Genomic DNA, 26,862 nt, shown 5'->3' on the forward strand with positions numbered 1-26,862 from the left:
AGGTCCTTCTACTGACGAAAGGCCGCGCAATAAACTCACGCGGCCATCCAATTAGACTTGTTTATCATTTTACGCTGTAAGCATAACTTACAGAACCACAACTATTCTTTTGCAAGAGCAGCCGGTTTACGTTTGGAACCGACAGAGCCACGCTTAAATAAGAACCATAATGGGCTTGCAATACAGATTGAAGAGTACGCACCAGAGATAAGACCAATAATTTTTGCCAAGGCAAACAACTTAATGGACTCACTACCAAAGATGAACAAACATACTGCTGCAATAAGTACAGTAAATACCGTATTGATGTTACGAGCCATTGTCTGCCAGATGGAGTTGTTAATCATTCTAGATAGATCATCGGAAGTTTTTAGCTTCGCAAAGCGTTGGTTCTCACGAATACGGTCAAAGATAACGATCTTATCATTAATCGAGTAACCGATAATGGTTAGAATCGCTGCGATAAATGGAATGTCCACTTTCAATTGGAAAATGGAGAATACACTCACTGTAATGAACGCATCATGCAAAATTGCAATAATCGCTGCTAACGCAAATCGCCATTCGAAGCGAATACTTACATAAATACAGATCGCGATACTTGCAATTGCAATGGCATAAATCGCTTTAAGTCCAAGCTCTTGCGCAATATCTGGTGGAACGATGTTTACTTCCGTGGAGATATCGTTACCGAAAGCAGCTTTCATCACGGTTTCGATCTTCTTCACGGATGGATCATCAAGTACATGCTCGAAGCGAGCAGAGATCTGATGATTATTATCGCCGCCCACTGTGAGAATGACGTCACTAAAACCTGCATCTTTTACAACTTGTTCCGCTTTTACTTTATCAACGGACTGCGTTGTACGAATGTCAACTGTAGATCCTGCTTTAAAATCAACACCATAATGTAATCCTTTGAAAAGAATCATGACAAGTCCAAGCACCGTAATGGCAATGGAAATGATGAAGAAAATTTTGCGGTGATTCATAAAATCAAAACGATTCTTACCTGAATCGGTATCTAAATGAAATCTAGACTTAGAGCTCACGGATGTCCGCCTCCTTTACACCAAACATACTTGGCTTCTTCAGGACATTCCCGCGAACAAGCAAGTGCATAAGGAATCTAGAAAGAAACACGTTTGTAATAATCGAGATTACAATACTTAGCATTGTCACAACAGCAAAGCCGCGAATTGCGCCATTACCGATAAAGTATAGAACAACACCCGAAATGATGTTCGTCACGTTCGCATCCATAATCGTACGGAAGGAATGTTTGGAACCCGCTTTTACGGAAGAAGCAAGACTCTTACCCGTACGAATTTCTTCACGAATCCGTTCGTACGTAATGATATTCGCATCGACCGCCATCCCGATCCCGAGTACGAGTGCCGCAATACCTGGCAATGTTAACGTTGCATGCATGAGATCAAATACGAGGAGCAATAACCACGTATATGTAATGAGCGTAAATGCTGCTACAAGACCTGGAATACGGTAGTAAAGTACCATGAATAACAAAATAATGATGGAACCGATAATACCCGCTTTTGCTGTTTGTTCAAGGGAAGCTAGTCCCAATGTAGCGCCAACGGATTGTACGTATTTCTCTGTTAGTTTAAGCGGCAAAGCTCCCATGTTAATCGTATCTGCAAGCTTCTTAGCCTCTTCATACGTAAAGCTGCCGGAGATTGTTGCTACGTCTGTATCCAATGTTTGGCTGACATAAGGGTTAGACAACATCTCTTCATCTAAATAAATACCAAGCGTGTTCTTGCCGTCTGGCATAGCTGCAATTTTCGCTGTGATATCTCTGAATTTCTTCTGATCTTTCATTTTAATCTCGACTAATGGCTGATTGGTTCTACCATCATAGCCAACTTTCGCACCACCAGGTACGAAATCCGTTCCGATTAATTCTTTGTTACCGTCAGAACCTCTGAATGAGAGTTCTTGGGGTTTCTTAATCATTTCACGAACAGCTGCTTCATCACTCACACCTGCTAGACGCGCACGAATACGATCAGTACCTTCCGGACGAATTTCAGGTTCACTGATCCCTTGTGCATCGACACGTTTAGCAATGTTATTCGCTGTTTCTTTTAGTGCGGATTGCGTTACTTCTCCTCCAGCTTCAAGCGGTTCTGCAACATACAGAATCTCGAAGCCGCCTTTTAAATCCAATCCTAATCTAACTTCTCTGACCAAGCTCGGACTTGACCAAATAATAGCGCCAAGTGTAATCACAACGGTCAGGATAAAAACGCTAATCCGTTTAAAATTCATGTGCTTGCTTGTCTCCCTTCCTAACTCAATATTCCTATTATACTCAGCACGGAAAAACGCGTCAATTTACAGCAATTCTCAACAAAATTCTCCCACTAAGTAACGCATTCACTTCAGTGCCTATTCAAATACATTGCTAGGACCCCAAAACTCGAACTTCATTAACAAAAAAAGCCCCACCCTCTCGAGTTAGGACCCTTTATACATTTGCATCGTCATCCAATTCATGAATTGCGTCGGTTTAAGCGACAAAATATCATTTACCATTTGATGCAACTGTGGTGTACCGCTTTTTCTGTATTTTTCAGAAACACAGTCCCAAATATCCTTATCCGTTACACCTATATATCCGATGATACAAATTTCCTCCGCCTTGCTCTTACACATGTCCTGAATCATCTCAGACAATTCGCTTTCGGTTAGCTCTTGTTCTTCTACAATTGGCTGATCTTCCGGTCTCATCTTACGTATCCCCCTCCAAACTCGGGCATTGCCATATCGATCATGTAATCGTATCCATTCTACAAGCTTACACCATTATCCTGCTGAATCCAATTGGTTACCTTGCAAATTGTTAGCATTAGCTTGGACAGGTGTTGCATATGGTGGATGTATACGGGCTAAAGGGGACGAGTTGGTGTGAGCAAGCAATCATTTATTAAAGGGACATTGATTTTGCTTGGTGCAGGCATCATCACCCGCATTCTTGGCTTTATTCCACGGATTGCGTTACCACGCGTGATCGGTGCTGAAGGAGTAGGCTTATATCAGCTAGGATGGCCATTCCTCGTGCTCATCCTCACTCTTATATCAGGAGGTATACCACTTGCCGTTTCCAAGCTCATCGCGCAGGCAGAAGCCGAAGGCAACGAGCGACGTGTGAGTACCATATTGCGAATCGCATTAACGTTCTCCGTCATACTCGCTACAATACTTACGACTCTCTCCTACACTTTTGCTCCATGGATTACCAAACATTTACTAACCGATCCACGCGTTTACTACACGTTCATGTGTATGGGTCCTGTCATTCTTATCGCATCTGTCTCTGCCGTATATCGCGGATATTTCCAAGGTAGGCATAATATGATTCCAACGGCTTCCTCCCAAATTGCCGAGACGACGATTCGAATCATTATGATTCTGCTTTTCTCTTTCCTCATGCTTCCTTATGGCATTCATTTTGCTGCTGCAGGCGCGATGGTGGGTGTTATGATCGGGGAGCTTGGTGGAATTGCAGTTCTTTATTTTTATTATCGACAAGGTTTGAAAAATAAAAAAAGATCTGCGGTACTTGTATCCTCGGCAGAACCATCAATGGGACGCCTCAACATTTTTAAACAACTATTATCAATCTCTATTCCTGTTACGGGAAACAAACTAATCGGAGCTACATCCTATTTGGTCGAATCCATCTTGATAGCCAAGTGTTTAGCAATTGCTGGTGTAGCTACAGCGCTTGCCACAGCACAGTATGGCGCTCTGCAAGGTATGGTCATCCCAATCTTGTTACTCCCAACTGCACTTACCTACTCCTTATCGACTGTGCTTATTCCATCCCTTTCGGAAGCCGCGGCTCATAAAGATACGAACCTCATTCACTCGCGGATGAATCAATCACTTCGACTCGCACTTGTCTCAGGCGCTCCATTTGCTGTTATTATGTTCGTCCTCGCGAGTCCGCTAACCCAGCTCATGTACAACAATGCTGAGGTCGGAATCATGCTCAAAATGATGGCACCTGTTGCCCTCTTCATCTACTTGCAAGCTCCACTACAAGCCGCTCTACAAGTATTAGATCGCCCTGGAACAGCACTGTTTAACACACTCATAAGCGCAACAGTTAAATTAGCACTCATCTACTTTCTTGTTAGACAGCCGGAAATTGGTATTAAAGGCGCGATCATCGCGATTAATGCCAATACCATTATCGTAACGATACTCCACTTATTTGCGGTACAGCGCGCGTTAAAGTTTACAGTGAACGGATATGACATGCTCAAGGTATGTGTGGCGATGACTGTTAGTGGCCTGTTATGTAACGCGGTCATGGAAATTCCTTGGACAGCGAGTGAAGGTATTCGTTTCTTCGCGGCATGTATCATTGCTCTTGCCACCTATTTGTTCATGATCCTTATACTCAAACTAATTAATCGAAGCGATTTATCACGCATTTTACGCATGGGGCGTAAAATAGTAAAAACCTAGCTGGTTGCCCAGATAGGTTCACCTTCTTTTTTTATCCAAATAATACATCCGACCACGATGATCAAACGAACAGAAGAACACTTGTTTGAAGCCTTCCGCACCCATTTCTTGCAATTGATTTTTCAGCCAAAATCGGGTTTGACCGATCTTCTCTAAATTTGCATCCTGTACTTTCCCATCCAGAATAAGCGGTAGCGGCAATCCCTCATAGCGAATCAACCCACTTTGCTCAATTGGAGGGATGCCAACTGAACTAACCGTTTGCGGAAGCTCCTTCGGGATGCCCCGAGCAGGTATCTTCACTGTCAACATGAAACGAATAACCGCCAGAATTGCAAGCGGCATCAGCACATCTGTAAGCTTACGGCCCGGTTCAACAAACGCCATGACTCCAATTTGCGCAACCATCACCAGAATCACAAAATCAACAACCGACAACTTGCCCACTTCGACCTTACTAATCGGACGTACAACTAACGCTACAACCAAACCAATTAGAACCAAACGCAGAATTAAGGTCAGCTCATTCACAACTTTCAAGCCTCCCGCCTTTTCTTTTCTAACGATTTCTAACATTAGTGTGACCTTCAATTTTGTGAAAATGCAGGGCTTAAATGCTTAATTCTTGGTAGTCCATCCAATCATTCCAGTGAACTTGTACTAATTCTGGCAGCTTGACCATACAATGTGTTAAATCAATGTGAATATTAGAAGGGATGGACGAAAAAATGAATCCAATTACGAAAGTCAATCAAGCCCGCGTCATGTCACCCATACTCTCCGGATTAATTTATGCCTTCATCATTATGTTTATAGGGACACTATTCACTTCACTCATTCTCTTAATTACCTCAGCTGATGAGTCCAGCTTGCCAACGTTCTCCTATATTAATCACATCATCTCCCTGCTTGTGGGTGGATTTGTCGCGGGGAAAAAGTCTGGAACGAAAGGCTGGTACTATGGCGGTATGCTCGGCTGCCTCTATACACTGATTATCTTCATGATCGCTTTCTTAAGCTTTGACGCAGGACTTAATGCTCGTTCGTTCTTACTTCTATGTGTATCTCTATTATCTTCGGGTATCGGAGGTATATTTGGTGTAAATTCTAGAAAGTAATGCAATTGTGGGCAGTTAATAGAATCAGATTGATCGATATGCTATAATGATCTAGCTATTAATTATGCTCCAATTTCCAGGAGGAAATCACATCATGGGTCCATTCGAATCTATGACACATGTATCGATCTATACCACAATATGTACGATCGTTCTTTTATATATAACAACCAAGAAAGATCCGATTCGTATTGCTTATACGTTTGTAATGAATTTAATTCGTTCCCCACGCTACTTGTTGCATTTCGGTGCACTTGTTTTGATTCTACTAATGAACAATTTAGAATTATGGGTGGAGAAATTCATTCATAATAAAACCGACTTTACTCTTATTTTTTATTCGATTGAAAAAGAATTCGTTGCGAACATACAGCACTTTTTCTTAAATGATACCCTTACGTATGTAACAAGTTTCTTCTATGTCATAGTGTTCTCAACACTCATGATTGTTTCCATTGCATTATATACATGGAACAAAAACTATCAATTGTTCAACGCACTTTGTTACGCAATTATTATCAACTATGTCGTCGCGATGCCTTTCTATTTATTTTTCCAAGTGAATGAAGTTTGGGTATTAAACCCGAATGTGAATATGCTCATCTCTAACGTATTCCCTACATTCGAACAGACGTATCGCGAAATGTCCGGAATCAATAACTGTTTCCCAAGTTTGCATACTTCCTTGTCCATAACTATGGCTGTTATTGCGACACACTCCGGCAATGCATTCTGGAAATGGTTCACCCGTATTACCGCGGGCATTATTATTTTTTCGATTTTCTATCTAGGTATTCACTGGTTCCTCGATATGGGCGCTGGACTTATTCTTGGTGTTGCAGCTAGTAAATACGGCTTGAAAATTGCACAAGGACGTCAATCGTTTAAGTTACCTGCTCGCGTGAACACACCGATGAAACAGCGTAGTTTAAGTGATTAAATGAATCACCTTGCATAGCAATATGCAGGGTGTTTTTAGTATTCTTTTATAGGAAAAACCTATTAAATTCATTTGATTTATATATTTCCATCTTCTTCCTCACCACGATACAATTAGAAAAAATAGCCGAAGGAGATGGTGATTATGGATCACAGAATCAAGGAAAAGTTCAATGCAGGTGCGCAAGGATATGATGGACAACGATGTAAATTGATACCCGGATATGATGATTTCTATGGAATCGCGACTAGACTTGCTACAAGTCAGACAATATCACCAAAAGTTCTTGATCTTGGTGCTGGTACTGGACTCATGAGCGCGTATGTTATGGAAAAATATCCACAAGGTACGTTTACACTCGTCGATCTTAGTGAGGGGATGCTGAATCAAGCTAAACAACGATTTGACGGAAATTCTAATGTACAATTCTTGCTTGCAGACTATACCGAGTTGCCCTTTGAAGACCACTTTGATATCATCGTCTCCTCACTCTCTATTCACCATCTTGAGCATGATAAGAAGCAGCATTTATTCAGTAAAATCTTTGCTCATTTACGGCAAGGCGGTGTATTCATAAACGCAGATCAAGTTGAAGGACCTACTTCGATTATGGATTCCTTATACAAACAACAATGGGAGCAAGATGTCAGAAGCACCGATTTATCACTTGAGGCTATTGAGGCTTCCATTGATCGTCGTGTCACTTTGGACCGAAATGCACCCCTTGGTAGTCAATTGTCCTGGCTCCTGCAAGCAGGCTTTATCGACGTAGATTGTGTATATAAGAGTTATGGATTTGCTGTGTTTTATGCCAAAAAACCAGAATAACACGGAAAAAGAGCCGCTAGATGCCAATAATGACATCACGCGGCTCTTCATTTATGTCCAACTGTCAGCTGGATTAAGATGCGCTTGCTTCAGTAGATGAAACAACCGTATTAATTGCAGAACGATCAAATGTTAATTTTGTTGCATCATTTACACGAAGAACCATTGTATCATCAGTAAGTTCCACGATTGTACCGTGTAAACCACCGATTGTAACAACTTTATCCCCTTTTTTCACATTACCAAGCATCATGTTACGAGTCTTAGTACGTTTTTGTTGCGGACGGATAAGCAAGAAGTAGAACAACACTACCATTACGATTAGTGGTAAAAATGTCATCCAGGAACTACCTGTAGCAGCTGCATCAGCTAATAGCATTTTCAAAATTCCTCCCTAGTTCTTAAAATCCTCTATCGTTATCATAGAGACCGTACTTTGTGAAAAATGCATCTCGGAAATCCAAGAGGCGATCTTCCATAATAGCTTGTCTGACATCACGCATTAATTGTAGTAAGAAATGCAAGTTATGAGTTGTTGTCAAACGAAGGCCGAATGTTTCATCCGCTTTAATCAGGTGACGGATATACGCACGAGAGTAGTTCTGACACGTATAACACGTACATTCTGGATCAATCGGACCAAAGTCCTCAGCGAATTTCGCATTACGAATAACTAACCGACCACTGGATGTCATCAAAGTTCCGTTACGTGCAATCCTTGTAGGAAGTACGCAATCGAACATATCGACGCCGCGAATCGCACCTTCAATCAATGCATCCGGTGAGCCAACCCCCATCAAATAACGAGGCTTGTTATCCGGAAGAAGTGGAACAGTGCAATCGAGCATATCGTACATCACAGGCTTCGGTTCGCCAACACTCAGTCCACCAATAGCATAACCCGGGAAATCCATGGAAGTCAAATGCTCGGCACTCATTTTGCGTAAATCTTTGAACATACCGCCTTGTACGATACCGAATAGAGCTTGATCATGCGGTCTAGCATGACTTGCTAAGCAACGCTCAGCCCAACGTGTTGTACGCTCAAGCGACTTTTTCACATAATCATAATCTGCATCTGGAGGCGGACACTCATCGAATGCCATCATAATGTCAGAACCGAGTGCATTCTGAATTTCCATCGCAACTTCTGGCGATAAGAAAAGCTTGTCCCCGTTTAAGTGGGAACGGAAATGGACGCCCTCTTCTGTAATTTTGCGCATATCGCTCAGAGAGAAGACTTGAAAACCACCGCTATCTGTAAGGATCGGACGATCCCAGTTCATGAATTTGTGCAAGCCGCCTGCTTTTTTCACAATGTCATGACCTGGACGCAAGAACAAGTGATACGTGTTGCTAAGAATAATTTGTGCGTCCATTCCTTTAAGCTCTTCTGGACTCATCGTCTTCACAGTCGCTTGTGTACCAACCGGCATAAATGCTGGTGTCTCAAACGTTCCGTGAGGGGTATGAACTAGACCCAAACGTGCACCTGACTGTTTACAAGTTTTAATATGTTCGTAAGTTACTGCTACCAACTGTATTCACATCCTAATTTATAATCAATAAATAAACATTGCATCGCCAAAGGAGAAGAACCGATAGCGCTCTTTCACTGCTTCCTCATACGCTTGCATCACATGCTCACGAGTAGCCATCGCCGAAATTAGCATAAGTAACGTTGACTTCGGCAAATGGAAGTTCGTAATTAAAGCGTCAACCACTTGGAACTGATAGCCTGGGAAGATGAAGATATCTGTCCAACCTGAACAGCTCGTAATTGGACGGTAGCCTGTGCTTGGCGAATCGGAATTTGTGGACTGCTCTCCATCTTGCTTCGCACTACTAACACGCGCCGCTGTTTCAAGCGTACGTGAAGAAGTCGTGCCGACAGCCATCACACGTCCGCCATTCTTCTTCGTCTCATTAATAGCAGCTGCTGTTTCCTCTGGAACATCAAAGTATTCCGCATGCATCGCATGATCCTCAATACGATCTACGGATACTGGTCTGAACGTACCTAAACCTACATGAAGGGTAATATAAGCAATCTGTACCCCTTTATCCTTAATTGCTTGCATTAATTCATTCGTAAAATGAAGCCCCGCTGTCGGCGCAGCCGCAGAGCCTTCATGTTTCGCATAAACGGTCTGATAACGATCCTTCTCATCCAGAACTTCTTTGATATAAGGAGGAAGCGGCATATGGCCGAGTTCATCTAGAATCTCATTAAAAATACCATTGTATTGGAACTTGAGAATACGGGAACCCATCTCACCCGACTCTTCAACAATCGCTTCAAGCTTATCACCGAATACGAGTGTAGCACCGCTACGAATGCGTTTACCCGGTTTAACGAGGGCTTCCCAGCGATCTTCACCGAACGATTTCAGGAGCAGTACTTCCACTTTAGCCCCTGTGTCCTTCTTCACACCAAAAAGCCGGGCTGGAATGACCCGTGTATCGTTCATCACGAGTAAATCCCCGGCTTTCAGATCATGGATAATGTCTGCAAAATGTTGATGACGAACTTCACCTGATTGTTTGTTTAACGTCATCAGACGGGAGCTAGTCCGATCCGCCAGTGGCGTCTGCGCGATTAGCTCCTCTGGTAATATATAATCAAAAGCTTCAACTTCCATCTGATTTCATCCTTTTGTTAACGTGACTCCATTATAGTATGCCTGAATGATCTGCACATAAGTATAGCCTTGCAGGGCGTAGTTTCTAGCTCCATATTGAGACATGCCAATGCCGTGTCCATATCCTTTTCCGAAAATACGGAAGTAAGAATCTGAAGTTAGAGAATTACCTTTGCCATTAGCTCCAAGCACAAAATATTGGGATTGCGAGACTGGCGACCCTTGTGACTGATTGCCACTGAGTGCATAGACCGGCTGTGAGCTATCCCGATTGTTCACAGCTGTTGCGCCTTTAATAGTATAACGTCCAGCCTGCTCAATTTCAAACAATGTACTTGGAAGTGAACCTAGTACGGTGCGAATGGCATCTGGTGTTTTCACTTTAACTGGTTTGCCGTTTACGGAAATTTCGGTCACACGTCCAGAAGGACCACGCTTCGTAATTTCAAGTGAGTTAACAGCGCCACCGGTCGTAACCCCATTTTTCGCAAGCAAATTAGACAGTGTAGCTTCATCAAGCATCCGTTCCCATACATATGGCGAGCCAACCATCACTTCTTCTAGTACAACAACTTGTTCACCCACATTTAACTTACCAACTACAGGTCCAAGTGTTGTAAAGGTAGACGGCGCCATACGCACATTCAAGTTCGGTTCTGTAACTCGATAATAGGAAAACCCTGCAATTGATGAATTACCTGTTGCTTTCAAATAGTCACCAAACACATAGCCCACTTTGCCATCATTAAGCAGTATTCGGTACCATTTCTCCGCAGTGCCTTCATCTGGCGACTTCACGCTTTGTAAATAATCGTATCCTTTACCGCCCCACGCTTCGGTTATATCTGCCGTCACACCACCTGCGCTAGCCGAGTAGAAGGGTTGGACCAATTTATTCTGACCATCTACTACGACTTCTCCGCGTGTCGCTTCAACCGCTTGAATGACGTTCGTTGCTTCACGGCCCATACCGGAGTATGCTTGATCGAATGTATTATCTACAACGTGCGCGATATCGTACATAAGTCCGTTCATTAACGCATACGTACGAGCAGATACGGCCTGTGCCTTGAGTGCTTCCGTTGGATAGGAACCTCCCATCTCAGCTCCTACTACGGAATACAAATATTGTTCAAAATCTACTTCATTAATAACTGCTAGTCGATCTTTATATACGCTAAGCTCGATGTCACCACGATATGTATTGTCTGATTTTTCTTTAACGCTTACGCCTATCTGTTTGGGATGAATAAGTAGTTGATTGTTCCCCCCATTAAAAGCATAATGCACGCCGCCCGCTTCTGTTTTGCGGATCACATACGGTCTCTTATTGTCTGCTGCTTGTAGAGCAATGCCTGGCAGTAATTGAGCTGCTGATGCTTGTAAAGTTTGCAGTGAAGCTGCATCCTGCTCATCCCCAACCCATACGGTGTACTGCGCTTGACCAGCAGCGTCTAGTTGCGCAACGACGTTACCATACAACCCTGCTTGATTTACAACCGCTAAAGTCCTAACTGCATCCGCCTCTGAACCCGTATTACCAGCTTGCAGTCGAGCATTTCCTACAACAACAGGTTTAAATGCACCTATTAGTGCACTTGTCGTTCCATTACGAAGAACGGTATCTATTCCCGCTGTCGCTTGTTCTTTCGTTACGTAATATCCATACTCTACTCGATAGGTCAATTTACCTTGTTTCGTATATGTGATTACGTTCACTTTGTCAGCGCCAGAAGACAACTGTTCTGCAATCGCTTTAGCTGTACCTTGGTTCTCAGTCTCTAGTAATAAGACTCGAAAGCCATCAGCTGATGCACGGATCGAAGTGTCTGCTGCGTTAAAAAGAGGGATTGTGCCGCTTGCTGATCGAGTGCTAATATCGAACCCTTTATCGGATTTCAATGTTACGACAGATGTGTTGCTGCTCTTAGCTGTATTCATGAAGAGTGCGACGCGAATCTGATCAAGCTTAGGCACAGCTGCGTACGCTGAAGTTGCTGCAAATGGAAGTGTTGTGCTAAATAGTAAAGCGCCTGCTAGTACGTATTTCCCTGCTTGGATCCATATTTGGCTTAATTTCATGTGTGTTCATCCTCTCCGGGGAGGCATGTTCAAAAAATCAGATTGCTAAGGTGAAAAAAAGTACTTCCAGCCTCTGTTGAATCGTGACTGGAGGGTAAGAGTGGGTTCAAAAAGTTTGGGACACTACAGAGATAAAAACACTTCCGTTTAACTTTTTGAACCCACTCTTTATGAGAAAGTTTCACTCTTTAAAGTCGGTCGCTTCGCTCTTCCCGCTATTTTTATCTCCTCAGCCTGATTTTCAGAACATGCGTGTTAGTTATAATTAATTCTGCTTAGGCATGGGGATGCCCAAGTGGTTATAAGCTTGAGGTGTGACCATGCGGCCCCTCGGGGTGCGCTGTAAGAAGCCAATCTGTAACAGATATGGCTCGTAGACGTCTTCGATCGTCTGGCTTTCTTCACCAATCGTCGCTGCGATTGTATCGAGGCCTACAGGACCTCCAGCGAAGCTTGTAATGATGGAGCGCAGCATCTTATGGTCAATCTCATCTAGACCTAAGTCGTCAATCTGAATGGCTTTGAGCGCTTGTGATGCAATATCCGGCGTAATGATGCCGTCCCCTTTGACTTGAGCAAAGTCTCGCACCCGCTTCAGCAATCGATTCGCAATACGTGGTGTACCTCGTGAGCGCATACCGATCTCTCTTGCTGCCTCACCGACGATCCCAACCTCTAGCAGATCCGCTGTACGTGACACGATATACGTCAGCTCGTCGACGGAGTAATACTCTAGACGTGACACGACACCGAATCGATCACGAAGCGGCGAGGACAAGAGCCCTGCACGTGTAGTCGCCCCGATAAGCGTAAACGGCGGTAAGTCCAAGCGGACAGAACGCGCGGAAGGACCTTTACCGATAATAATATCGAGTGCAAAGTCTTCCATCGCTGGATAGAGCACTTCCTCAACCGTACGATGAAGGCGATGAATCTCGTCAATGAAGAGCACATCGCCTTCTTGTAAGTTCGTCAAGATCGCAGCTAAGTCTCCCGGACGCTCAATCGCAGGTCCTGATGTCGTACGAATCCCGACACCTAGTTCGTTTGCGATAATGTTCGATAACGTTGTTTTACCAAGTCCCGGAGGTCCGTACAAAAGAACGTGATCGAGTGCTTCCTTCCTCTGTTTCGCTGCTTCAATATATACTTTCAAGTTTTCTTTGGCTTGTGCTTGTCCGATATATTCCGATAAATAACGTGGACGCAAGCTAAATTCCACACCATTGTCTTCCATCATGAGATTCGCAGAAATAATACGATCTTCCATGTTTAGCCTCCTACCACTTTACAACTCTATCACTCTATTACTGTGCATACAGCACCTTAAGCGCATGACGCACGATAACATCTACAGAAGCGTCCTTCTCCGATACTTTTGCGCGAGTAGCTTGCAACGCTCGATCAGATTCTGCTTCGTTATACCCAAGCGCTTGTAGCGCTTCCTTAGCAGCTTGCCACTCGGAAGTGTCACTACTCGAACTGCTTGCTGGACTTAAATCTAATCCTAAACCAACATCAATACCATTAGCCCATGTAGCATCGCCAAGCGCTCCACCTCTTTCAAGTGCAGCTCCAAGCTTATCTTTGAGGTCCAGTACTAAGCGCTGAGCGGTCTTCTTTCCGATACCTGGCAATTTACACAAGAAGGTTAAGTTATCACCACGAATCGCGGAAATAATCGTCTCTGGGCGAGCACCACCTAGCATGCCTAATGCGACCTTCGGACCAATACCAGATACTTCTATTAATCTACGGAAAAGGTACTGCTCTTCACGCGTAGGAAAGCCGAATAAGAGGTGAGCATCCTCCCTCACATGGTAGTGACAGAATAACGTCAACTCTTCTCCATCACGAAACTTCGGTTCATGTGGATTCGGACACCAAACTCGATAGCCAACCCCATTAACATCCAAAACAACATAATCTATTTCTTTCACTGCAAGACGACCACGTAAAAAATCTATCATATTTTTTTACCCTCGTTCATTTTATTTAATAGAGTCGAAGAATGCGCATGACAAATCGCAACCGCAAGTGCATCTGCCACATCATCCGGCTTCGGAACTGTCGTAAGCTTTAAGAACATCTTAACCATTTCCTGAACCTGCTTCTTCTCTGCTTTTCCATAACCAACAATGGCTTGCTTAATTTGCAGCGGCGTATACTCCGCAATGGGCAGACCATTCTGCACAGCTGCCAAAATTAGCACTCCCCGTGCCTGAGAAACCGTCATCGCTGTAGTGACATTTCGATTGAAGAACAACTTCTCAATAGCAACTGCATCCGGTTTATAGCGCTTGATCAGCTCTTGGATGGAATCATACACCTGTTGCAGACGCAGCGCAGGGTCCGTATGTGCCTCGGTCTGTATACACCCATATTGTACAGGCGTAAGCCGTGATCCTTGTTTATCAATAAAACCAAAACCGACAATCGCAATTCCCGGATCGATGCCTAAAATACGCAAGCTGAACCTCTCCCTTTTCACCAAAAAGCGAACATATGTATTCACTGCCATTATATCAGATCATAACAAAAAGAGATAGGCACCCTCCTGCTTAGGAGTCTGTACCTATCCCTTCCATTTACTCGTACAAAAGTCACACATTCACGTTCACTTAGGAGGATGCACCCATATGCGGTTCATATTCAGCAAGCGCATAATCGGCAAATGTGGATAATACCGAATTATACTCGTCCACATCTTTTACGCGAATTCCTTTATAAAGCTGGGCAATCGTGTCATCCGGCAAGCTACTTCGTAAATACTGAATGTTTAATTGGAAAAATGTTTTCATCACTTTTCGATCAGCGGGAAGACCCTCAAACAAGGAGAATACACCCTTATCATCTAGTCCGAAGTAAGCCCCTTTCTTACACTGAGGCGATAAATCAGAGATGTATTGACTCACATATACCGTCCCATCCGGATGCAGAGCAAGTGTCCAATCGGAATGTTCAGCAATTAGATCATTGACTTTATTTACAGGCAGTATACCTAAGTTCTGTAATTCTTCCCCACATACGTATTTCTTTTGTAAAATCACTTCACGATCCTGCTTTGTGCTTCGAATTTCCGCTAACGCTTTTACATGATCAGGTGACATCTGCTGCTCAGTAGGTGCTAATACACTTTGCACTGCCACTTGATTCTGATTCGATTCCTCACGCTGATTTAGCTTATAGCTGGCAAATACTAATAGAGCGATCACGATTACGAATCCGAGCGACAGCCATTTGCGTTGGCGACGAAGCATCTTCTTCCATTGTCTCGGTATTTTGAAAACAACCACGTCGATCCCCTTCTATCCTTTTTTTCACTATTTTTACCATTGCATGACGTGAATATACATAGAGGAATTCGGTTATGGAAAGTCGAACCAGTATAGAAGAACGAGGTATGCAGACATGAACCGTTCAGGAGGAAATTATTGATGAACCGCTCATCCAAAACCAATTGGAGAACCGTGTATGGAGCCATATTTGCGATATGCTGTATCGTGCTCATCTTAACTTCTTTAAGCAGGCAGCAGTCACAGACGAAGAACGCAGAGCCTCCATTTCCAAACATGACCCCAAAACCTGCAACCAAAGAAAATTCAGAATCTGCTAGCAAGCTTTTTGATAAAATCCAACAAGATAAATTCCACTCCATTCGGATTAATGAGAACAATCAGTATTGGGATTATGAGCCTGGTCAACAAATTTGGTATTCCCATCGTGATGCAACGGTCACCTTCTCCCTAAATATACCGAAGAGTACAACTTCTACGTTGGAACAATTCGAGACGATTAGACGCAATATCGCAGTCACAACAACAAGAGGCGAGCCGGTGTCTTTTACTGCAACAATTGACCCTGGGGATCAGCATATTGTTATTTCACTTAAAGGTGCTCCAACCACGGACATAGCCATCAGCTTCTTCTCACCCAGTCACAATGAAAGTAAGCAAATTACGATCTATTATATGAAACCGATCACTTACACCATTGCAAGCCCAACAGTCCCACTTGTTGAACAAGCTTTTGCTTGGAGCCGAGAGAACCTGACGCTGCCCAGACAAATTCAAATCGGTGAAAAACATACGTTCCATTTCAATTTCAGCGAAGAGTTGGATCGCACTTCAGTTAATGAACATTTCCAGCGTTCCCTGACTGGTGCTCAGTGGAGCCTATCTTGGATCGACAATCGTTCATTTGATTTAACACTCCAATATGAAGAACCAAGTAAAACAAATTTTGTCACCCTTGGTGCAACTAGCATTCGAACCGCACGCGGGTTTCAATTAAAATCTGAAAATTATGTTTTAATAGAACCGACAACAAGTTTAAAATTCGCATGGTATGACCCTATTACACGATCACAAACAGGCGCATTTACAGCAAGCAACAACTATAACCTTATTACTCCGTCTAGCAAAAATAATGGCAATATGCTTGCAGCATTTGATGTGGAGACAGATATGCGAGCAGAAAAAATTTACGAAATCATAAATCGTAAGGGCAACGTCCTGCAAACCTTTTTGTACAAATCGAATCAAGAGTTAAGAAGCCCGAAGTGGGATTCCCAAAAAGAAGACCTCCTTGCATTTGACTCCAAATTAACAGAGTTAAAGCTCTATGACACCACCAAGCAGCAATTCGACACCATCTGGACCGTCCCGAAAGAGCACAGTCAAATTGTTAGTTTCGATATCGATCCCCTTACTGGAGCAATCGCAATCATATGGGGGCAATTAAATGACAAGAACACCATTCATATGCAAATGGATCTGCTGGATGGCGTAGATGGTAAAATTGTTAAGAAATTTGATAACATGGGTAGCTTCACTTGTTATGAGGGTCCTTGCTACAGCTATTCACAGTGGTTAGAAGGTAAAAAGCTTGTCTACCATGCTGATACTGGACTTTGGCTTCTTGACATTGCCACTGGCCAAATTCGCTCTCTCGATAAGCAATTGAATGATAAAAACTCTAATTCTTATCAAAAAGTAGTAACCTTTAGTGGACACACATGGCATGTACTGATCCAATCCAATAAAGGCAATGAATACTGGATATGGACAAGTCCCGATCAAGAGATTACATTCCAAACTTCGATTGGGATAACACCCGAAACGAAGATAGGTGGCCTTTATATGACCAGCAACATTCCATTGTTTTATATCGAAGGAAAAGGATGGTATCGCATAGACCCAAAAACAAAGTCTGCTCGCCCACTCCCCGCAGATGAAGCACCCGCTATCACTCCAAATATGATCGTCGGCGAACAAGATGGGAAATGGTTAATTTCCCTACCTAGAGCTGCCAAATAAGTACATTTCTACTCATAATAAAAGTGGAGGATCGAAGCTGCTGCTAAGACACTCCACTTTTTCATTGTATGGGAATTACATTTTGATCCAAGGACGTCCTTTTTTCGCTGTCGATCTAGATGAGGTGGAAGAAGATTTCGAAGATTTTTTGGAAGTAGTGGAGGAAGTTCTGGCTTTAAGCTTGGATTTTTCACTAGGTTTGGAAGATTTCTGTTTAAATGCTGCTGGAGCAGCTTCATCCGATAACCCATCTTGCTCTTTAACGGCACTGTTCAATATTTGATGAATTTGAGCTTTAATTTGGTCTGTATCTAGAGGCTGTTCTTGTGCAACTAATGCAGAGTCATCGTAAGGAAGTGCTGGAATGTTCGTACGTGGATCAATCGCATATGTCTCATAAGGATTCGTCACATTCGTTTCATAAACAGGATAATTCGTTCCCCATTCCGTATTCGTTGGCATCATTCTTGGCTGTTCTTCTGCAACATAGTTGTAATTAACAGCTGGGACATGACCGTCGAAAGTGACATAATTACTTGGTGGGTAGGTTTCAGCTTCTGAATCCTGTGTAGACGCTTGATTCCAGTTCTCTTGTGCCACTGAAACCACAGGCTCTTGTTCCACTTGCACGACTCTCTGCCCTTGTGGTTCCTCCGCCCGACTTGCCTGAGATATAGATTCTGCCACCATGCTAACCTGCGTAATCGTATCTGTTAACTTAGGGATATTGACAATTTCTCCGCTTAATAGCACATTCGGATTTTTGAGCTGAGGGTTTACCGAAATTAATACTTTTAGCGGAACATTCCACGTTTTACTTAGTTTCCAGAGCGTATCTCCTTGGTGTACCGTATGTTGATGTAAAAACTGTGCTGGGGGAAGCTCAATGGGTTTGGGTGGGATCGGAATTTTTACTTTTACACCAGGCTCCACCTCATCTCCACTTTGAAGAATCGAATTTGATGCAACTAACTTAACCGGATCGACATTATACTTTGTCGCAATACTTAATAGGGTATCCCCTTTTCTCGAAATATGAATTTTCAATTTAAAATCCTCCCTTGATATTCTAAATTCCCTCGCTCATCTCAAGACAGTACATTTTATGCACCATCTGGGCTTTTGACCATATAATTTGCAAAAAAATCCCTTGCACCTGCGAAAATCGCAGCATACAAGGGATTTAGGAGCGTCATTCAGACGATCTATTCGTATACTTTCACACCATCTACTTCAACAAACGAGCGGAATTCGTTGAGCAAATGTGTCGTTATCGGGCCTGCTTTACCATCACCAATAATGCGACCATCCACTTCACGTACCGCAATCACTTCAGCAGCTGTTCCCGTGAAGAACACTTCATCCGCAACATATACGTCATGCAGCGTAAATGGCTCTTCTTTGAGCTTGTAACCCAAACGCTCACACAATTCCATAATCGCACCACGTGTAATACCTTCAAGGGCTCCACAATAGCAAGGTGGTGTGTACAATGTTCCACGCTTAATAATAAATATATTATCCGCTGAACCTTCTGCCACATAACCTTGTGAGTTCAGCATAATCGCTTCGCCCACACCTGCAAGATTCGCTTGAATTTTAACTAGTATATTATTCAGGTAGTTAAGCGATTTGATCTTCGGATTCAAGGCATCTGGAATATTGCGACGTTGAGAGACAGATACCGTCTTCAGTCCATTCTGGTACATTTCTTCCGAATAGATCGCAAGTTGCTCCACAATGATGATGACACTAGCTTTCGGTGAACGGCGAGGATCGAGTCCTAGATCGCCTGCACCACGAGATACAACTAATCGAATGTAACCATCACGAAGTCCGTTACGACGAATCGTCTCAACGAGCACAGCCTGCATCTCATCATAGGAAAGTGGAATGTGCAGCATAATCGATTTAGCAGAATCGTATAGACGGTCTAAATGTTCTTTGCATTTAAAAATGTTGCCATTATAAATACGAATGCCTTCAAAAATACCATCACCATACAAAAAACCGTGGTCATAAACTGAAATTTTCGCATCTGCTTTGGACACATATTCGCCATCTAGATAAATCCATTGTTCTGACATGTAAATCTACACCTCCATCATAATGGGGCCATCTGCATGTGTGTAGCATGGATAACAGCCCAATACCCTGACTTCGCAACCGATCGCTTCAATCTCTTCGAAAGAAGAGCGCAGTAATACCGATTCTAAAGAACCTTCAATTTCGATGTAAAAATAATAATTACCAAGCTTCTTCTTCGTTGGTCTTGACTCAATGCGAGACAAGTTAATACGCCGCCATGCAAATGCAGATAGCACTTGATGAAGACCTCCTGGATAGTCCTCTGGCATTGTAACGAGAATCGTCGTCTTCATATGCGCAGATAGTCGAAGATCAGGTTTCTCTGTCCCGACTAGCAAGAACCGCGTCACATTATCCTTATGATCTTGAATCAGCGCAGCCAGTACCGGAACATCATACAGCTTGGACGCATTCGTTGTGCCAAAAGCGGCAATCGAAGGGTCTTTCGCAGCTTGTACAATACGCACACCTTCTGCTGTCGTACTAACCTGTTCAATCTCAACGCTTGGCATATGCCCTTTAATAAATTGACGGCATTGTGCAAGGGCGACGGGATGAGAAAGCACTTTACGAATATGACCGTAAGGATTCTCAGAATCTTGCCGCTCATGTGGCGTATACCCGATTAAGTTAATATCTACAGGATAAACCCACTCCGCTTGTATGGGCAAATCGACTTCATGAACAAGCCAATCCATATGCAAAGCGACTGAACCGTCAATCGTATTTTCAATGGGGATAACTCCATACTCCGTCTGACCTGTTGCTGTATTCGTAAATACATCCGAAATAAATTTACTGTTTACATATTCATAATGGCCAATCCCGAGAAAATGCTGAACCGATTCTTCGGAAAATGTGCCCGGACCTAGCAGTGCGACTCGTTTCATACCGCATATTCTCCTTTGGCAAGCTCAAGTAAGGTGCATACACTTTGTTCAACAGACAGTACTTGAACTCCTGTCAGACATGGACGAAGAAGACGAATATCGACTTCGATCTGATGCTTCGCAAATGTATCACGAAGGAACGATTCAAGCTCGCTTCTACGTCCACTTCTAGCGTCTACAAGTGCAAGCATTGTTGGACCCGCACCAGACAGCGCTGCACCCAGTGCGCCGTGCTGGACGGCATGCTCCAAGATCTCCGTCATACCTGGGATTAGCGCCGCACGATGCGGCTGATGCAAGCGATCCTGCATCGCATGACGGATCATCGCAAGGTTGCCAGTAGCAAACGCTGCAACGAGTAAAGACGAATGGCTGAGGTTAAACACAGCCTCCGAAAGCGCCACAGACTGCGGCAGCACGTGGCGTGCCTTCTCCGTCGCTAGCTGGAACGACGGTATCGCAACCAGCACATCCATATCGATATGCGGTTCAAGTCGGATGTGCTCCGCCCGAGCACCATCCCAGAATGCGACGACAATGCCGCCGAATAGCGAGGCACCTACATTGTCGGGATGTTTCTCCAGCTGGGACGCCAGCTGGAAGAGGCGGTCAGCGGATAGCTTACCGCCGATTAAAGCATTGGCGGCGACTAGCGCGCCAACGATTGCAGACGCGGAAGAGCCTAGCCCCCGCGTCAGCGGAATGTCACTACACATACCGATGTAGAGCTCCGGATGATGTTCACCCGCTTCAGCGAATACCATCTGTGCCACCTCATAAATCAAGTTCGATTTATCAAGCGGAACTCCTTCCATATTGTCACCGAACAACTCAATTTCTGTCTGATCTGCAAAACTCATCTCGATATAAGCATACAGCTCAAGTGACATTCCTAATGAATCAAATCCAGGTCCTAGGTTGGCAGTTGATGCTGGAACCTTCACTCGTACGCGTTCATGTCTCATATGATCACCTAACCCTGAACTTCCAGCTTCGCGATTGCCGCCATCACTGCTTCCTCTGTATCTTGAACAACAAGCGGCTCAGTCGCCACTGTCTTGATTGCGATGTTAGGGTCTTTGAGTCCATGTCCAGTTAGTACACACACGACTTTCTGACCTTTCTTGAAGTAACCTTCACTGTGTAGTTTGAGCACACCTGCGATAGATGCTGCTGAACCCGGTTCAGCGAAGATACCTTCTTTAGTTGCAATTAAACGATATGCATGCAAAATTTGCTCATCAGTCACATAGTTAATTTGACCCTGTGACTCTTCAGCCGCAGCAACAGCTGTTTTCCAAGAAGCTGGATTTCCGATACGAATCGCTGTTGCAACTGTTTCTGGTTCCAAGATCGGCTCCCCTTTGACAATTGCCATAGCACCCTCTGCTTCGAAACCGATCATTTTCGGTAAGGAATCGATCTTCCCGTGTTCTTTGAACTCTTTGAATCCTTTCCAGTACGCCGAGATGTTACCCGCATTACCAACTGGAATCGCTAAATAATCAGGCGCTTGTCCAAGCTGTTCACATACTTCAAATGCTGCCGTCTTCTGTCCTTCAATCCGATGTGGATTCACAGAGTTAACAAGGGAGATCGGATGTTTAGCTGTAATTTCACGAACGATTTCAAGTGCACGGTCGAAGTTGCCTTCAATCGCAATCACTTTTGCACCATAGATCATCGCCTGTGCTAACTTTCCAAGTGCAATGTTGTTATTCGGAATAAGTACGATGCAATTCAGATTCCCTTTAGCCGCATAGGCAGCAGCTGCTGCTGACGTATTACCTGTGGAAGCACACATAATCGTGCGTGAGCCTTCCTCAATCGCTTTAGCAACTGCCATTACCATTCCACGGTCTTTGAATGAACCGGTTGGGTTGAGTCCCTCATATTTGAAGTAGAGTTCAAGTCCGAGCTCTTCTGATAACTTTTCCGCATGGATAAGAGGTGTATTTCCTTCATGCAGGGTTAGCATTGGTGTATTGTCATTCACTGGCAAAAATGATTTATATTGATGTAAAAGTCCCATGTATCTCATGTCTCTCTACCTCTCTCTGTGTGGTCTAACGTACGTCCAAAAAATCTGGACACTACGGTGAAAGGTATCAACTTCGGTCTCCGTGAAATCGTAAATTATGAATTTATTTTATGGAATATTTACTCTTTCAAAGTCGAGCGCTCCGCTCCTACAGTTGATACCTTTCTCCTTCGTTAGATTTTTTTGAACGTTTTATTTTGTATATTAGCCTTCTACACGGTAGACGCTCTTGATGGAGCGGATAACGTCAAGGCGATCGAATTCTGCGATTACATTGTTCATGGATGCACGATTTGCACCGTGTGTGATAATAATAATTTCCGCATCCGGATTGTGTTGGTTCGGGTGCTGAAGAACAGACTCTAGACTCACATCATACTGCGAGAATACTTGCGTAATTTTCGCTAGAACGCCTGCTTTATCATCCACATGCAAGAGCAAGAAGTATTTCGAAGAAATTTGCTCATCTGTTTTCAATTTCTTTTCTTTGTACGGTTTGAAAATTTCACGACCACTTACACCAGCTTGCATATTACGGATCACTGCAACGAGGTCTGCAACAACAGAAGTTGCTGTTGGCATTGTACCTGCACCTGGGCCATAGAACATTGTCTCGCCCACTGCTTCTCCATAAACATACACGGCATTGAACACGCCGTTAACTGCTGATAATGGGTGGGATTTCTTCACCATTGTCGGTTGAACTGATACACTAATATGATCATCTTGGCTTTCAGCAATACCTAGTAATTTCACTTCATATCCAAGTTGCTTTCCATAAGCGATATCTTCTTTGGTTACTTGAGAAATACCTTTCACTTCAACGTCTTTCAGATCAACACTAGAGTTGAAACCAAGTGTCGATAGAATTGTCATTTTACGAGCTGCATCGAGTCCCTCTACGTCGGAAGTCGGATCTGCCTCTGCATAACCAAGGTCTTGCGCTTCTTTCAACACGTCAGCGTAAGCTGCGCCTTCTTGGCTCATTTTTGTTAAAATGTAATTCGTCGTTCCGTTCACAATACCCATGATTTTCGTAATGCGATCGGAAGAGAACCCATCAATTAGTGTACGAATAATCGGAATACCACCCGCAACACTTGCCTCATAGAATACGTCGCAGCCCTTCTCAGCTGCTTTTGCCAAAATCTCAGGGCCGTGAAGCGCCATTAAGTCTTTGTTCGCTGTTACAACGTGCTTGCCACGCTCCAAAGCTTCTAGAATATAGGCACGAGCAAGCTCAACGCCGCCCATCACTTCAATTACAATATCAATCTCGCTATTTGCGATTACATCTTCTGCTTGATCCGTTAGTAAATCACGGTTTACGTACACTGTGCGTTCTTTCTCCAAGTTTTGAACCAAAATTTTCTCAATGGAGATTTGTGCACTTGCTGTCTTGCGCTGCAAATCCTCTTGATGTCCTTCAATAATGCGCACAACACCAGTTCCAACAGTTCCAAGTCCTAGTAATCCTACTTTAATTGGTTTCATTCCAACTACCTCCTAATAATCTATCATCTATGAATATGTTATGAATCGAAAGATAATGAGCCGCCTTCACCTAATATCGAAGCTCGCTTGACGCCTTCATGTGAACGCAGAGCGTGCATGAGTTCATCAACTTTAGGACCCATCTGGGTCGCATCCATTGAAATCGTCACGTTCGCCATACCTTGTAGTGGAATCGTCTGATTGATCGTGAGTACATTGCCATCGTGATTTGCAATCATCGATAAGACTTTCGATAGAATACCGGAGCGATGCGTTAAATCCATCCCCACCGTAATGATGCGTTCGCGTTCAAGTTTGTTGATCGGATGTACACGGTCTTTATATTTATAAAATGCGCTGCGGCTTAAGTCGACTTTCTCAACAGCTTCATGAATCGTACTCACTTCGCCGCGAGCAAGTAACTCCTTCGCCTGCACCGTTTTCAATATGCCTTCTGGAAGAATATCTTCGCGGACGACATAATAGTTATGCTTATCTTGTACCATCAGTAACGTCCTCTCTAAAAATACAACTGTATCCCTACAGTGGACATTATACTGCATGCCTTTCAAAAGGGCAATGGGTGATTTTCTGAAAATTATGGTATGCTTTTATTATAATCTAAATATTCATAGGAGTGGATATTCTCATGATGACAATGCGACTCATGTCTGCCGTTCTCTTATTTAACGAAAGAGATGAGTTACTAATGATGAAACGTTCTAATAATCGTACCCTATCTCCTGGAAAATGGGGTGCAGTCGGCGGTCACATTGAACCTGAAGAAATTGGGACGCCGAGAACAGCGTGTTTACGAGAAATCGAAGAAGAGACAGGTATCTTGGAACATGAAATATTAAATATGGAGCTCCACTATATCTTGATGCGCCTATTTGACGGCGAACTAAGGCAGCAATTCTTCTATACAGCAACGACCAAAGTAAATCCTCGCATCACAACCGATGAGGGTGAGCTTCACTGGATTCCTCGCAGCGAGATTCTCGATCGTGACCTCCCATTCATCTTCCGCATGATGCTTGAGCATTATTTATCGGATGAGACAAGCACACATCCTTGGATCGGAACGGCTGGACTAGATAGCGTAAATGACAACCCGACTATTCACTGGACGCCTTTTGTTGATCCGCTTATAAGGTAGGTACTTCTAGTGCGTGTTCAAAAAGTTGGGACTCTGCAGAGAAAAATACACTTCCGGTCGCTGTCTCAATCGTGAATTTGAATTGGTTTAATGGTAGTTTCACGATTTCAAAGGCGATCACTTCGTTCCTACAGTGCATTTTTCTCTTCCGTTTAACTTATTGAACACTCTCAGTTTAAAAATTGTAAGAATGAGGGAGGTGTCGGTTATGAGTCATGAAAATGAGGGGATCTTGCAAGCTGTTCAGCAAGTAAAAGACTATCACCGAACAGGTGTAACGCTAGACATCGAAGTTCGAATCGAAGCATTACGCAAACTTCAAGATGCAATTAGACGCCACGAACCGCAAATTCTTGAAGCACTGAAGCTCGACCTTAACAAAAGCAAATTCGAGGCGTATTCCTCTGAAGTAGGAATCGTCTTAGCGGAGATTCGACATACATTAAAGCATATACGGCGATGGGCGAAGCCCAAACGGACGAGAACGGCGCTCATTCACTTCGGCGCACGTGGGATCATCTATCCGGAACCATTCGGTACGACGCTTGTGATTGCCCCATGGAACTATCCATTCCAACTTTCACTTGCGCCTGTCATTGGTGCAATTGCCGCAGGGAACTGCGTCGTATTGAAACCGTCGGAACAGGCACCACATACGTCGGCCGCTCTTGTTAAGCTCGTGGAAGATGCTAATGCCCACGGCTTGCCAAAAGAGATGCTCAGAGTCATCGAAGGCGACGTAGATGCCAGCACCATGCTGCTTCGTGAAGAATGGGATTACATCTTCTTCACCGGCGGTCCTGCGATTGGCAAAATCGTCATGGAAGCCGCAAGTAAACATCTGACGCCAGTTACACTAGAACTCGGCGGGAAAAGCCCCTGCATCGTCCACCACGATGCAAATATAAAACTTGCCGCCAAACGAATTGTTTGGGGCAAGTTCTTAAACTCCGGCCAAACGTGCGTTGCGCCGGATTATGTCCTCGTGCACGAGACGGTGCACGACGCACTCATCGCCGCGATGCAAGCTGCCATCGCGGAGCTCTACGGCGGGTCGCCCAGCGATCCCCGCCGGAAGGACCTGCCGGCCATTGTGAACGGCCGGCACTATCGCCGCCTGCGTACGCTGCTAGATACTAGCAGCGGCACGCTCCTAGCCGGAGGCGGCGGTGAAGAGGATCGTCGGTATATCGAACCGACGATTTTGGGGGACATGACGTGGGAGGACCCCGTCATGCAGGAAGAGATATTCGGACCGATTCTGCCGGTCCTTAAGGTTAATGACTTGTCGCGGGACGTCATCGCGCCGATCACCGCAAGACCGAAGCCACTTGCGCTGTATCTTTTTTCCGAATCCAAGACATTACAACAAGATTTACTTCGACGCATATCCTTCGGCTGTGGCGCGATCAATGACACTGTCATTCAATTCGCATCCACCAACCTGCCAATTGGTGGTGTAGGCAACAGCGGTATGGGCAGATATCACGGGAAAGACACATTCGACTTGTTCTCGCACCATAAGAGTGTCCTTCACCAGACGACGCGCTTTGACCTTCCTTTCCGCTATCCAACAATGAAGAATGGCTATTCGTGGATCAAGAAAATATTAAAGTAAAGAAAATATGACAGCGACGTGTCTCATAAATAAAACGAAGAATGGATCAAGCCACAGTAATCTAGCTGTGCTTCGATCCATTCTTTTTTTGATAATCAGCCATTTCTATTTCTACTAATCAAAATCAATCAATTCCACACTCCA

At 44.0% G+C, this 26,862-nt stretch carries 26 protein-coding genes; 7 read left to right on the plus strand and 19 right to left on the minus strand.

The window, feature by feature from the left end:
* Positions 1 to 101 precede the first annotated feature (101 nt).
* The 3 genes from secF to NV379_RS15770 form a co-directional block, all read right to left on the minus strand.
* The gene (gene secF, locus NV379_RS15760; RefSeq protein ID WP_258208277.1) at positions 102 to 1,052 is read right to left on the minus strand and encodes a protein translocase subunit SecF; all 951 of its coding nucleotides are present in this window, start codon (positions 1,050 to 1,052) and stop codon (positions 102 to 104) included.
* On the minus strand, positions 1,042 to 2,292 hold the full coding sequence (gene secD / locus NV379_RS15765; protein WP_258208278.1) for a protein translocase subunit SecD: 1,251 nt from the start codon (positions 2,290 to 2,292) through the stop codon (positions 1,042 to 1,044). Before secD ends, secF begins: the two co-directional genes overlap by 11 nt.
* A 189-nt stretch (positions 2,293 to 2,481) precedes the next feature.
* Positions 2,482 to 2,754 carry a post-transcriptional regulator gene (locus NV379_RS15770; RefSeq protein ID WP_258208279.1) on the minus strand — a complete coding sequence of 91 codons (273 nt, stop codon included), beginning with the start codon at positions 2,752 to 2,754 and terminating at the stop codon, positions 2,482 to 2,484.
* Between the two features lie 177 nt (positions 2,755 to 2,931).
* Between NV379_RS15770 and spoVB the strand changes: the two genes are divergently transcribed.
* Positions 2,932 to 4,500, plus strand: a complete 1,569-nt coding sequence (gene spoVB / locus NV379_RS15775) for a stage V sporulation protein B (protein WP_258208280.1) — start codon at positions 2,932 to 2,934, stop codon at positions 4,498 to 4,500.
* 18 nt (positions 4,501 to 4,518) lie between these two features.
* On the opposite strand, the gene NV379_RS15780 is transcribed toward spoVB, so the two are convergent.
* The gene (locus NV379_RS15780) at positions 4,519 to 5,076 is read right to left on the minus strand and encodes a YetF domain-containing protein (protein ID WP_258208281.1); all 558 of its coding nucleotides are present in this window, start codon (positions 5,074 to 5,076) and stop codon (positions 4,519 to 4,521) included.
* Positions 5,077 to 5,228: 152 nt separating this feature from the next.
* On the opposite strand from NV379_RS15780, the gene NV379_RS15785 reads away from it, so the two are divergent.
* The 3 genes from NV379_RS15785 (at position 5,229) to NV379_RS15795 (ending at position 7,386) form a co-directional block, all read left to right on the plus strand.
* A complete protein-coding gene (locus tag NV379_RS15785; protein WP_258208282.1) occupies positions 5,229 to 5,618 on the plus strand; it encodes a TIGR04086 family membrane protein in 390 nt (129 codons plus the stop codon).
* Positions 5,619 to 5,712: 94 nt separating this feature from the next.
* Complete coding sequence (locus tag NV379_RS15790) at positions 5,713 to 6,558, plus strand: phosphatase PAP2 family protein (RefSeq protein WP_258208283.1); 846 nt, start codon at positions 5,713 to 5,715, stop codon at positions 6,556 to 6,558.
* A 144-nt stretch (positions 6,559 to 6,702) separates the two neighbouring features.
* A complete protein-coding gene (locus NV379_RS15795) occupies positions 6,703 to 7,386 on the plus strand; it encodes a class I SAM-dependent methyltransferase (RefSeq protein WP_258208284.1) in 684 nt (227 codons plus the stop codon).
* A gap of 73 nt (positions 7,387 to 7,459) precedes the next feature.
* Here NV379_RS15795 and yajC read toward each other — a convergent pair whose 3' ends face one another.
* The 8 genes from yajC to NV379_RS15835 all read right to left on the minus strand — a co-directional run bounded on the left by yajC (position 7,460) and on the right by NV379_RS15835 (position 15,406).
* Complete coding sequence (gene yajC / locus NV379_RS15800) at positions 7,460 to 7,765, minus strand: preprotein translocase subunit YajC (protein WP_258208285.1); 306 nt, start codon at positions 7,763 to 7,765, stop codon at positions 7,460 to 7,462.
* A 22-nt stretch (positions 7,766 to 7,787) separates the two neighbouring features.
* On the minus strand, positions 7,788 to 8,924 hold the full coding sequence (gene tgt / locus NV379_RS15805) for a tRNA guanosine(34) transglycosylase Tgt (RefSeq protein WP_258208286.1): 1,137 nt from the start codon (positions 8,922 to 8,924) through the stop codon (positions 7,788 to 7,790).
* A 24-nt stretch (positions 8,925 to 8,948) separates the two neighbouring features.
* Positions 8,949 to 10,028, minus strand: a complete 1,080-nt coding sequence (queA, locus tag NV379_RS15810) for a tRNA preQ1(34) S-adenosylmethionine ribosyltransferase-isomerase QueA (protein WP_258208287.1) — start codon at positions 10,026 to 10,028, stop codon at positions 8,949 to 8,951.
* Positions 10,029 to 10,034: 6 nt separating this feature from the next.
* Positions 10,035 to 12,110: a SpoIID/LytB domain-containing protein gene (locus tag NV379_RS15815; RefSeq protein ID WP_258208288.1), complete on the minus strand. Its 2,076-nt coding sequence runs from the start codon at positions 12,108 to 12,110 to the stop codon at positions 10,035 to 10,037.
* Between the two features lie 265 nt (positions 12,111 to 12,375).
* Entirely contained in the window at positions 12,376 to 13,380 is a 1,005-nt protein-coding gene (ruvB, locus tag NV379_RS15820; protein WP_258208289.1) for a Holliday junction branch migration DNA helicase RuvB, read from the minus strand.
* Between the two features lie 37 nt (positions 13,381 to 13,417).
* A complete protein-coding gene (gene ruvA, locus NV379_RS15825) occupies positions 13,418 to 14,080 on the minus strand; it encodes a Holliday junction branch migration protein RuvA (protein ID WP_258208290.1) in 663 nt (220 codons plus the stop codon).
* The gene (gene ruvC, locus NV379_RS15830) at positions 14,077 to 14,580 is read right to left on the minus strand and encodes a crossover junction endodeoxyribonuclease RuvC (protein WP_258208291.1); all 504 of its coding nucleotides are present in this window, start codon (positions 14,578 to 14,580) and stop codon (positions 14,077 to 14,079) included. Before ruvC ends, ruvA begins: the two co-directional genes overlap by 4 nt.
* 151 nt (positions 14,581 to 14,731) lie before the next feature.
* A complete protein-coding gene (locus tag NV379_RS15835; RefSeq protein WP_258208292.1) occupies positions 14,732 to 15,406 on the minus strand; it encodes a BofC C-terminal domain-containing protein in 675 nt (224 codons plus the stop codon).
* Positions 15,407 to 15,547: 141 nt separating this feature from the next.
* Here NV379_RS15835 and NV379_RS15840 point away from each other — a divergent pair, with 141 nt between their 5' ends.
* Entirely contained in the window at positions 15,548 to 17,428 is a 1,881-nt protein-coding gene (locus NV379_RS15840) for a hypothetical protein (protein WP_258208293.1), read from the plus strand.
* 75 nt (positions 17,429 to 17,503) lie between these two features.
* On the opposite strand, the gene NV379_RS15845 is transcribed toward NV379_RS15840, so the two are convergent.
* The 7 genes from NV379_RS15845 to thrR form a co-directional block, all read right to left on the minus strand.
* Positions 17,504 to 18,475 carry a LysM peptidoglycan-binding domain-containing protein gene (locus tag NV379_RS15845; RefSeq protein WP_258208294.1) on the minus strand — a complete coding sequence of 324 codons (972 nt, stop codon included), beginning with the start codon at positions 18,473 to 18,475 and terminating at the stop codon, positions 17,504 to 17,506.
* A 158-nt stretch (positions 18,476 to 18,633) separates the two neighbouring features.
* Positions 18,634 to 19,515: a branched-chain-amino-acid transaminase gene (gene ilvE, locus NV379_RS15850; RefSeq protein WP_258208295.1), complete on the minus strand. Its 882-nt coding sequence runs from the start codon at positions 19,513 to 19,515 to the stop codon at positions 18,634 to 18,636.
* A 6-nt stretch (positions 19,516 to 19,521) separates the two neighbouring features.
* Entirely contained in the window at positions 19,522 to 20,406 is an 885-nt protein-coding gene (gene pheA / locus NV379_RS15855; protein ID WP_258208296.1) for a prephenate dehydratase, read from the minus strand.
* On the minus strand, positions 20,403 to 21,371 hold the full coding sequence (gene thrB / locus NV379_RS15860; protein ID WP_258208297.1) for a homoserine kinase: 969 nt from the start codon (positions 21,369 to 21,371) through the stop codon (positions 20,403 to 20,405). The genes pheA and thrB overlap by 4 nt, the downstream gene beginning before the upstream one ends.
* A gap of 8 nt (positions 21,372 to 21,379) precedes the next feature.
* Entirely contained in the window at positions 21,380 to 22,447 is a 1,068-nt protein-coding gene (gene thrC / locus NV379_RS15865; RefSeq protein WP_258208298.1) for a threonine synthase, read from the minus strand.
* Positions 22,448 to 22,651: 204 nt separating this feature from the next.
* A complete protein-coding gene (locus NV379_RS15870; protein ID WP_258208299.1) occupies positions 22,652 to 23,941 on the minus strand; it encodes a homoserine dehydrogenase in 1,290 nt (429 codons plus the stop codon).
* A 38-nt stretch (positions 23,942 to 23,979) separates the two neighbouring features.
* Positions 23,980 to 24,447: a transcriptional regulator ThrR gene (gene thrR / locus NV379_RS15875; RefSeq protein WP_258208300.1), complete on the minus strand. Its 468-nt coding sequence runs from the start codon at positions 24,445 to 24,447 to the stop codon at positions 23,980 to 23,982.
* Between the two features lie 143 nt (positions 24,448 to 24,590).
* Between thrR and NV379_RS15880 the strand changes: the two genes are divergently transcribed.
* Both NV379_RS15880 and NV379_RS15885 read left to right on the plus strand, forming a co-directional pair.
* Positions 24,591 to 25,100 (plus strand): NUDIX hydrolase, encoded by a 510-nt coding sequence (locus tag NV379_RS15880; protein ID WP_258208301.1) that lies wholly within the window; start codon positions 24,591 to 24,593, stop codon positions 25,098 to 25,100.
* Between the two features lie 208 nt (positions 25,101 to 25,308).
* Positions 25,309 to 26,718, plus strand: a complete 1,410-nt coding sequence (locus NV379_RS15885) for an aldehyde dehydrogenase (RefSeq protein ID WP_258208302.1) — start codon at positions 25,309 to 25,311, stop codon at positions 26,716 to 26,718.
* Positions 26,719 to 26,862: the final 144 nt, after the last annotated feature.

This window comes from Paenibacillus radicibacter, assembly GCF_024721995.1.
Lineage (GTDB): Bacteria > Bacillota > Bacilli > Paenibacillales > NBRC-103111 > Paenibacillus_AM > Paenibacillus_AM radicibacter.

Excerpts from the sequence above, each read along its gene's own strand:
- secD (WP_258208278.1), bottom strand. The coding sequence starts at position 2,292 with ATGAATTTTAAACGGATTAGCGTTTTTATCCTGACCGTTGTGATTACA.
- NV379_RS15770 (WP_258208279.1), bottom strand. The coding sequence starts at position 2,754 with ATGAGACCGGAAGATCAGCCAATTGTAGAAGAACAAGAGCTAACCGAA.
- NV379_RS15780 (WP_258208281.1), bottom strand. The coding sequence starts at position 5,076 with ATGTTAGAAATCGTTAGAAAAGAAAAGGCGGGAGGCTTGAAAGTTGTG.
- NV379_RS15785 (WP_258208282.1), top strand. The coding sequence starts at position 5,229 with ATGAATCCAATTACGAAAGTCAATCAAGCCCGCGTCATGTCACCCATA.
- NV379_RS15790 (WP_258208283.1), top strand. The coding sequence starts at position 5,713 with ATGGGTCCATTCGAATCTATGACACATGTATCGATCTATACCACAATA.
- NV379_RS15795 (WP_258208284.1), top strand. The coding sequence starts at position 6,703 with ATGGATCACAGAATCAAGGAAAAGTTCAATGCAGGTGCGCAAGGATAT.
- yajC (WP_258208285.1), bottom strand. The coding sequence starts at position 7,765 with ATGCTATTAGCTGATGCAGCTGCTACAGGTAGTTCCTGGATGACATTT.
- queA (WP_258208287.1), bottom strand. The coding sequence starts at position 10,028 with ATGGAAGTTGAAGCTTTTGATTATATATTACCAGAGGAGCTAATCGCG.
- NV379_RS15815 (WP_258208288.1), bottom strand. The coding sequence starts at position 12,110 with ATGAAATTAAGCCAAATATGGATCCAAGCAGGGAAATACGTACTAGCA.
- ruvB (WP_258208289.1), bottom strand. The coding sequence starts at position 13,380 with ATGGAAGATCGTATTATTTCTGCGAATCTCATGATGGAAGACAATGGT.
- ruvA (WP_258208290.1), bottom strand. The coding sequence starts at position 14,080 with ATGATAGATTTTTTACGTGGTCGTCTTGCAGTGAAAGAAATAGATTAT.
- NV379_RS15840 (WP_258208293.1), top strand. The coding sequence starts at position 15,548 with ATGAACCGCTCATCCAAAACCAATTGGAGAACCGTGTATGGAGCCATA.
- ilvE (WP_258208295.1), bottom strand. The coding sequence starts at position 19,515 with ATGTCAGAACAATGGATTTATCTAGATGGCGAATATGTGTCCAAAGCA.
- pheA (WP_258208296.1), bottom strand. The coding sequence starts at position 20,406 with ATGAAACGAGTCGCACTGCTAGGTCCGGGCACATTTTCCGAAGAATCG.
- thrB (WP_258208297.1), bottom strand. The coding sequence starts at position 21,371 with ATGAGACATGAACGCGTACGAGTGAAGGTTCCAGCATCAACTGCCAAC.
- thrC (WP_258208298.1), bottom strand. The coding sequence starts at position 22,447 with ATGAGATACATGGGACTTTTACATCAATATAAATCATTTTTGCCAGTG.
- NV379_RS15870 (WP_258208299.1), bottom strand. The coding sequence starts at position 23,941 with ATGAAACCAATTAAAGTAGGATTACTAGGACTTGGAACTGTTGGAACT.
- thrR (WP_258208300.1), bottom strand. The coding sequence starts at position 24,447 with ATGGTACAAGATAAGCATAACTATTATGTCGTCCGCGAAGATATTCTT.
- NV379_RS15880 (WP_258208301.1), top strand. The coding sequence starts at position 24,591 with ATGATGACAATGCGACTCATGTCTGCCGTTCTCTTATTTAACGAAAGA.
- NV379_RS15885 (WP_258208302.1), top strand. The coding sequence starts at position 25,309 with ATGAGTCATGAAAATGAGGGGATCTTGCAAGCTGTTCAGCAAGTAAAA.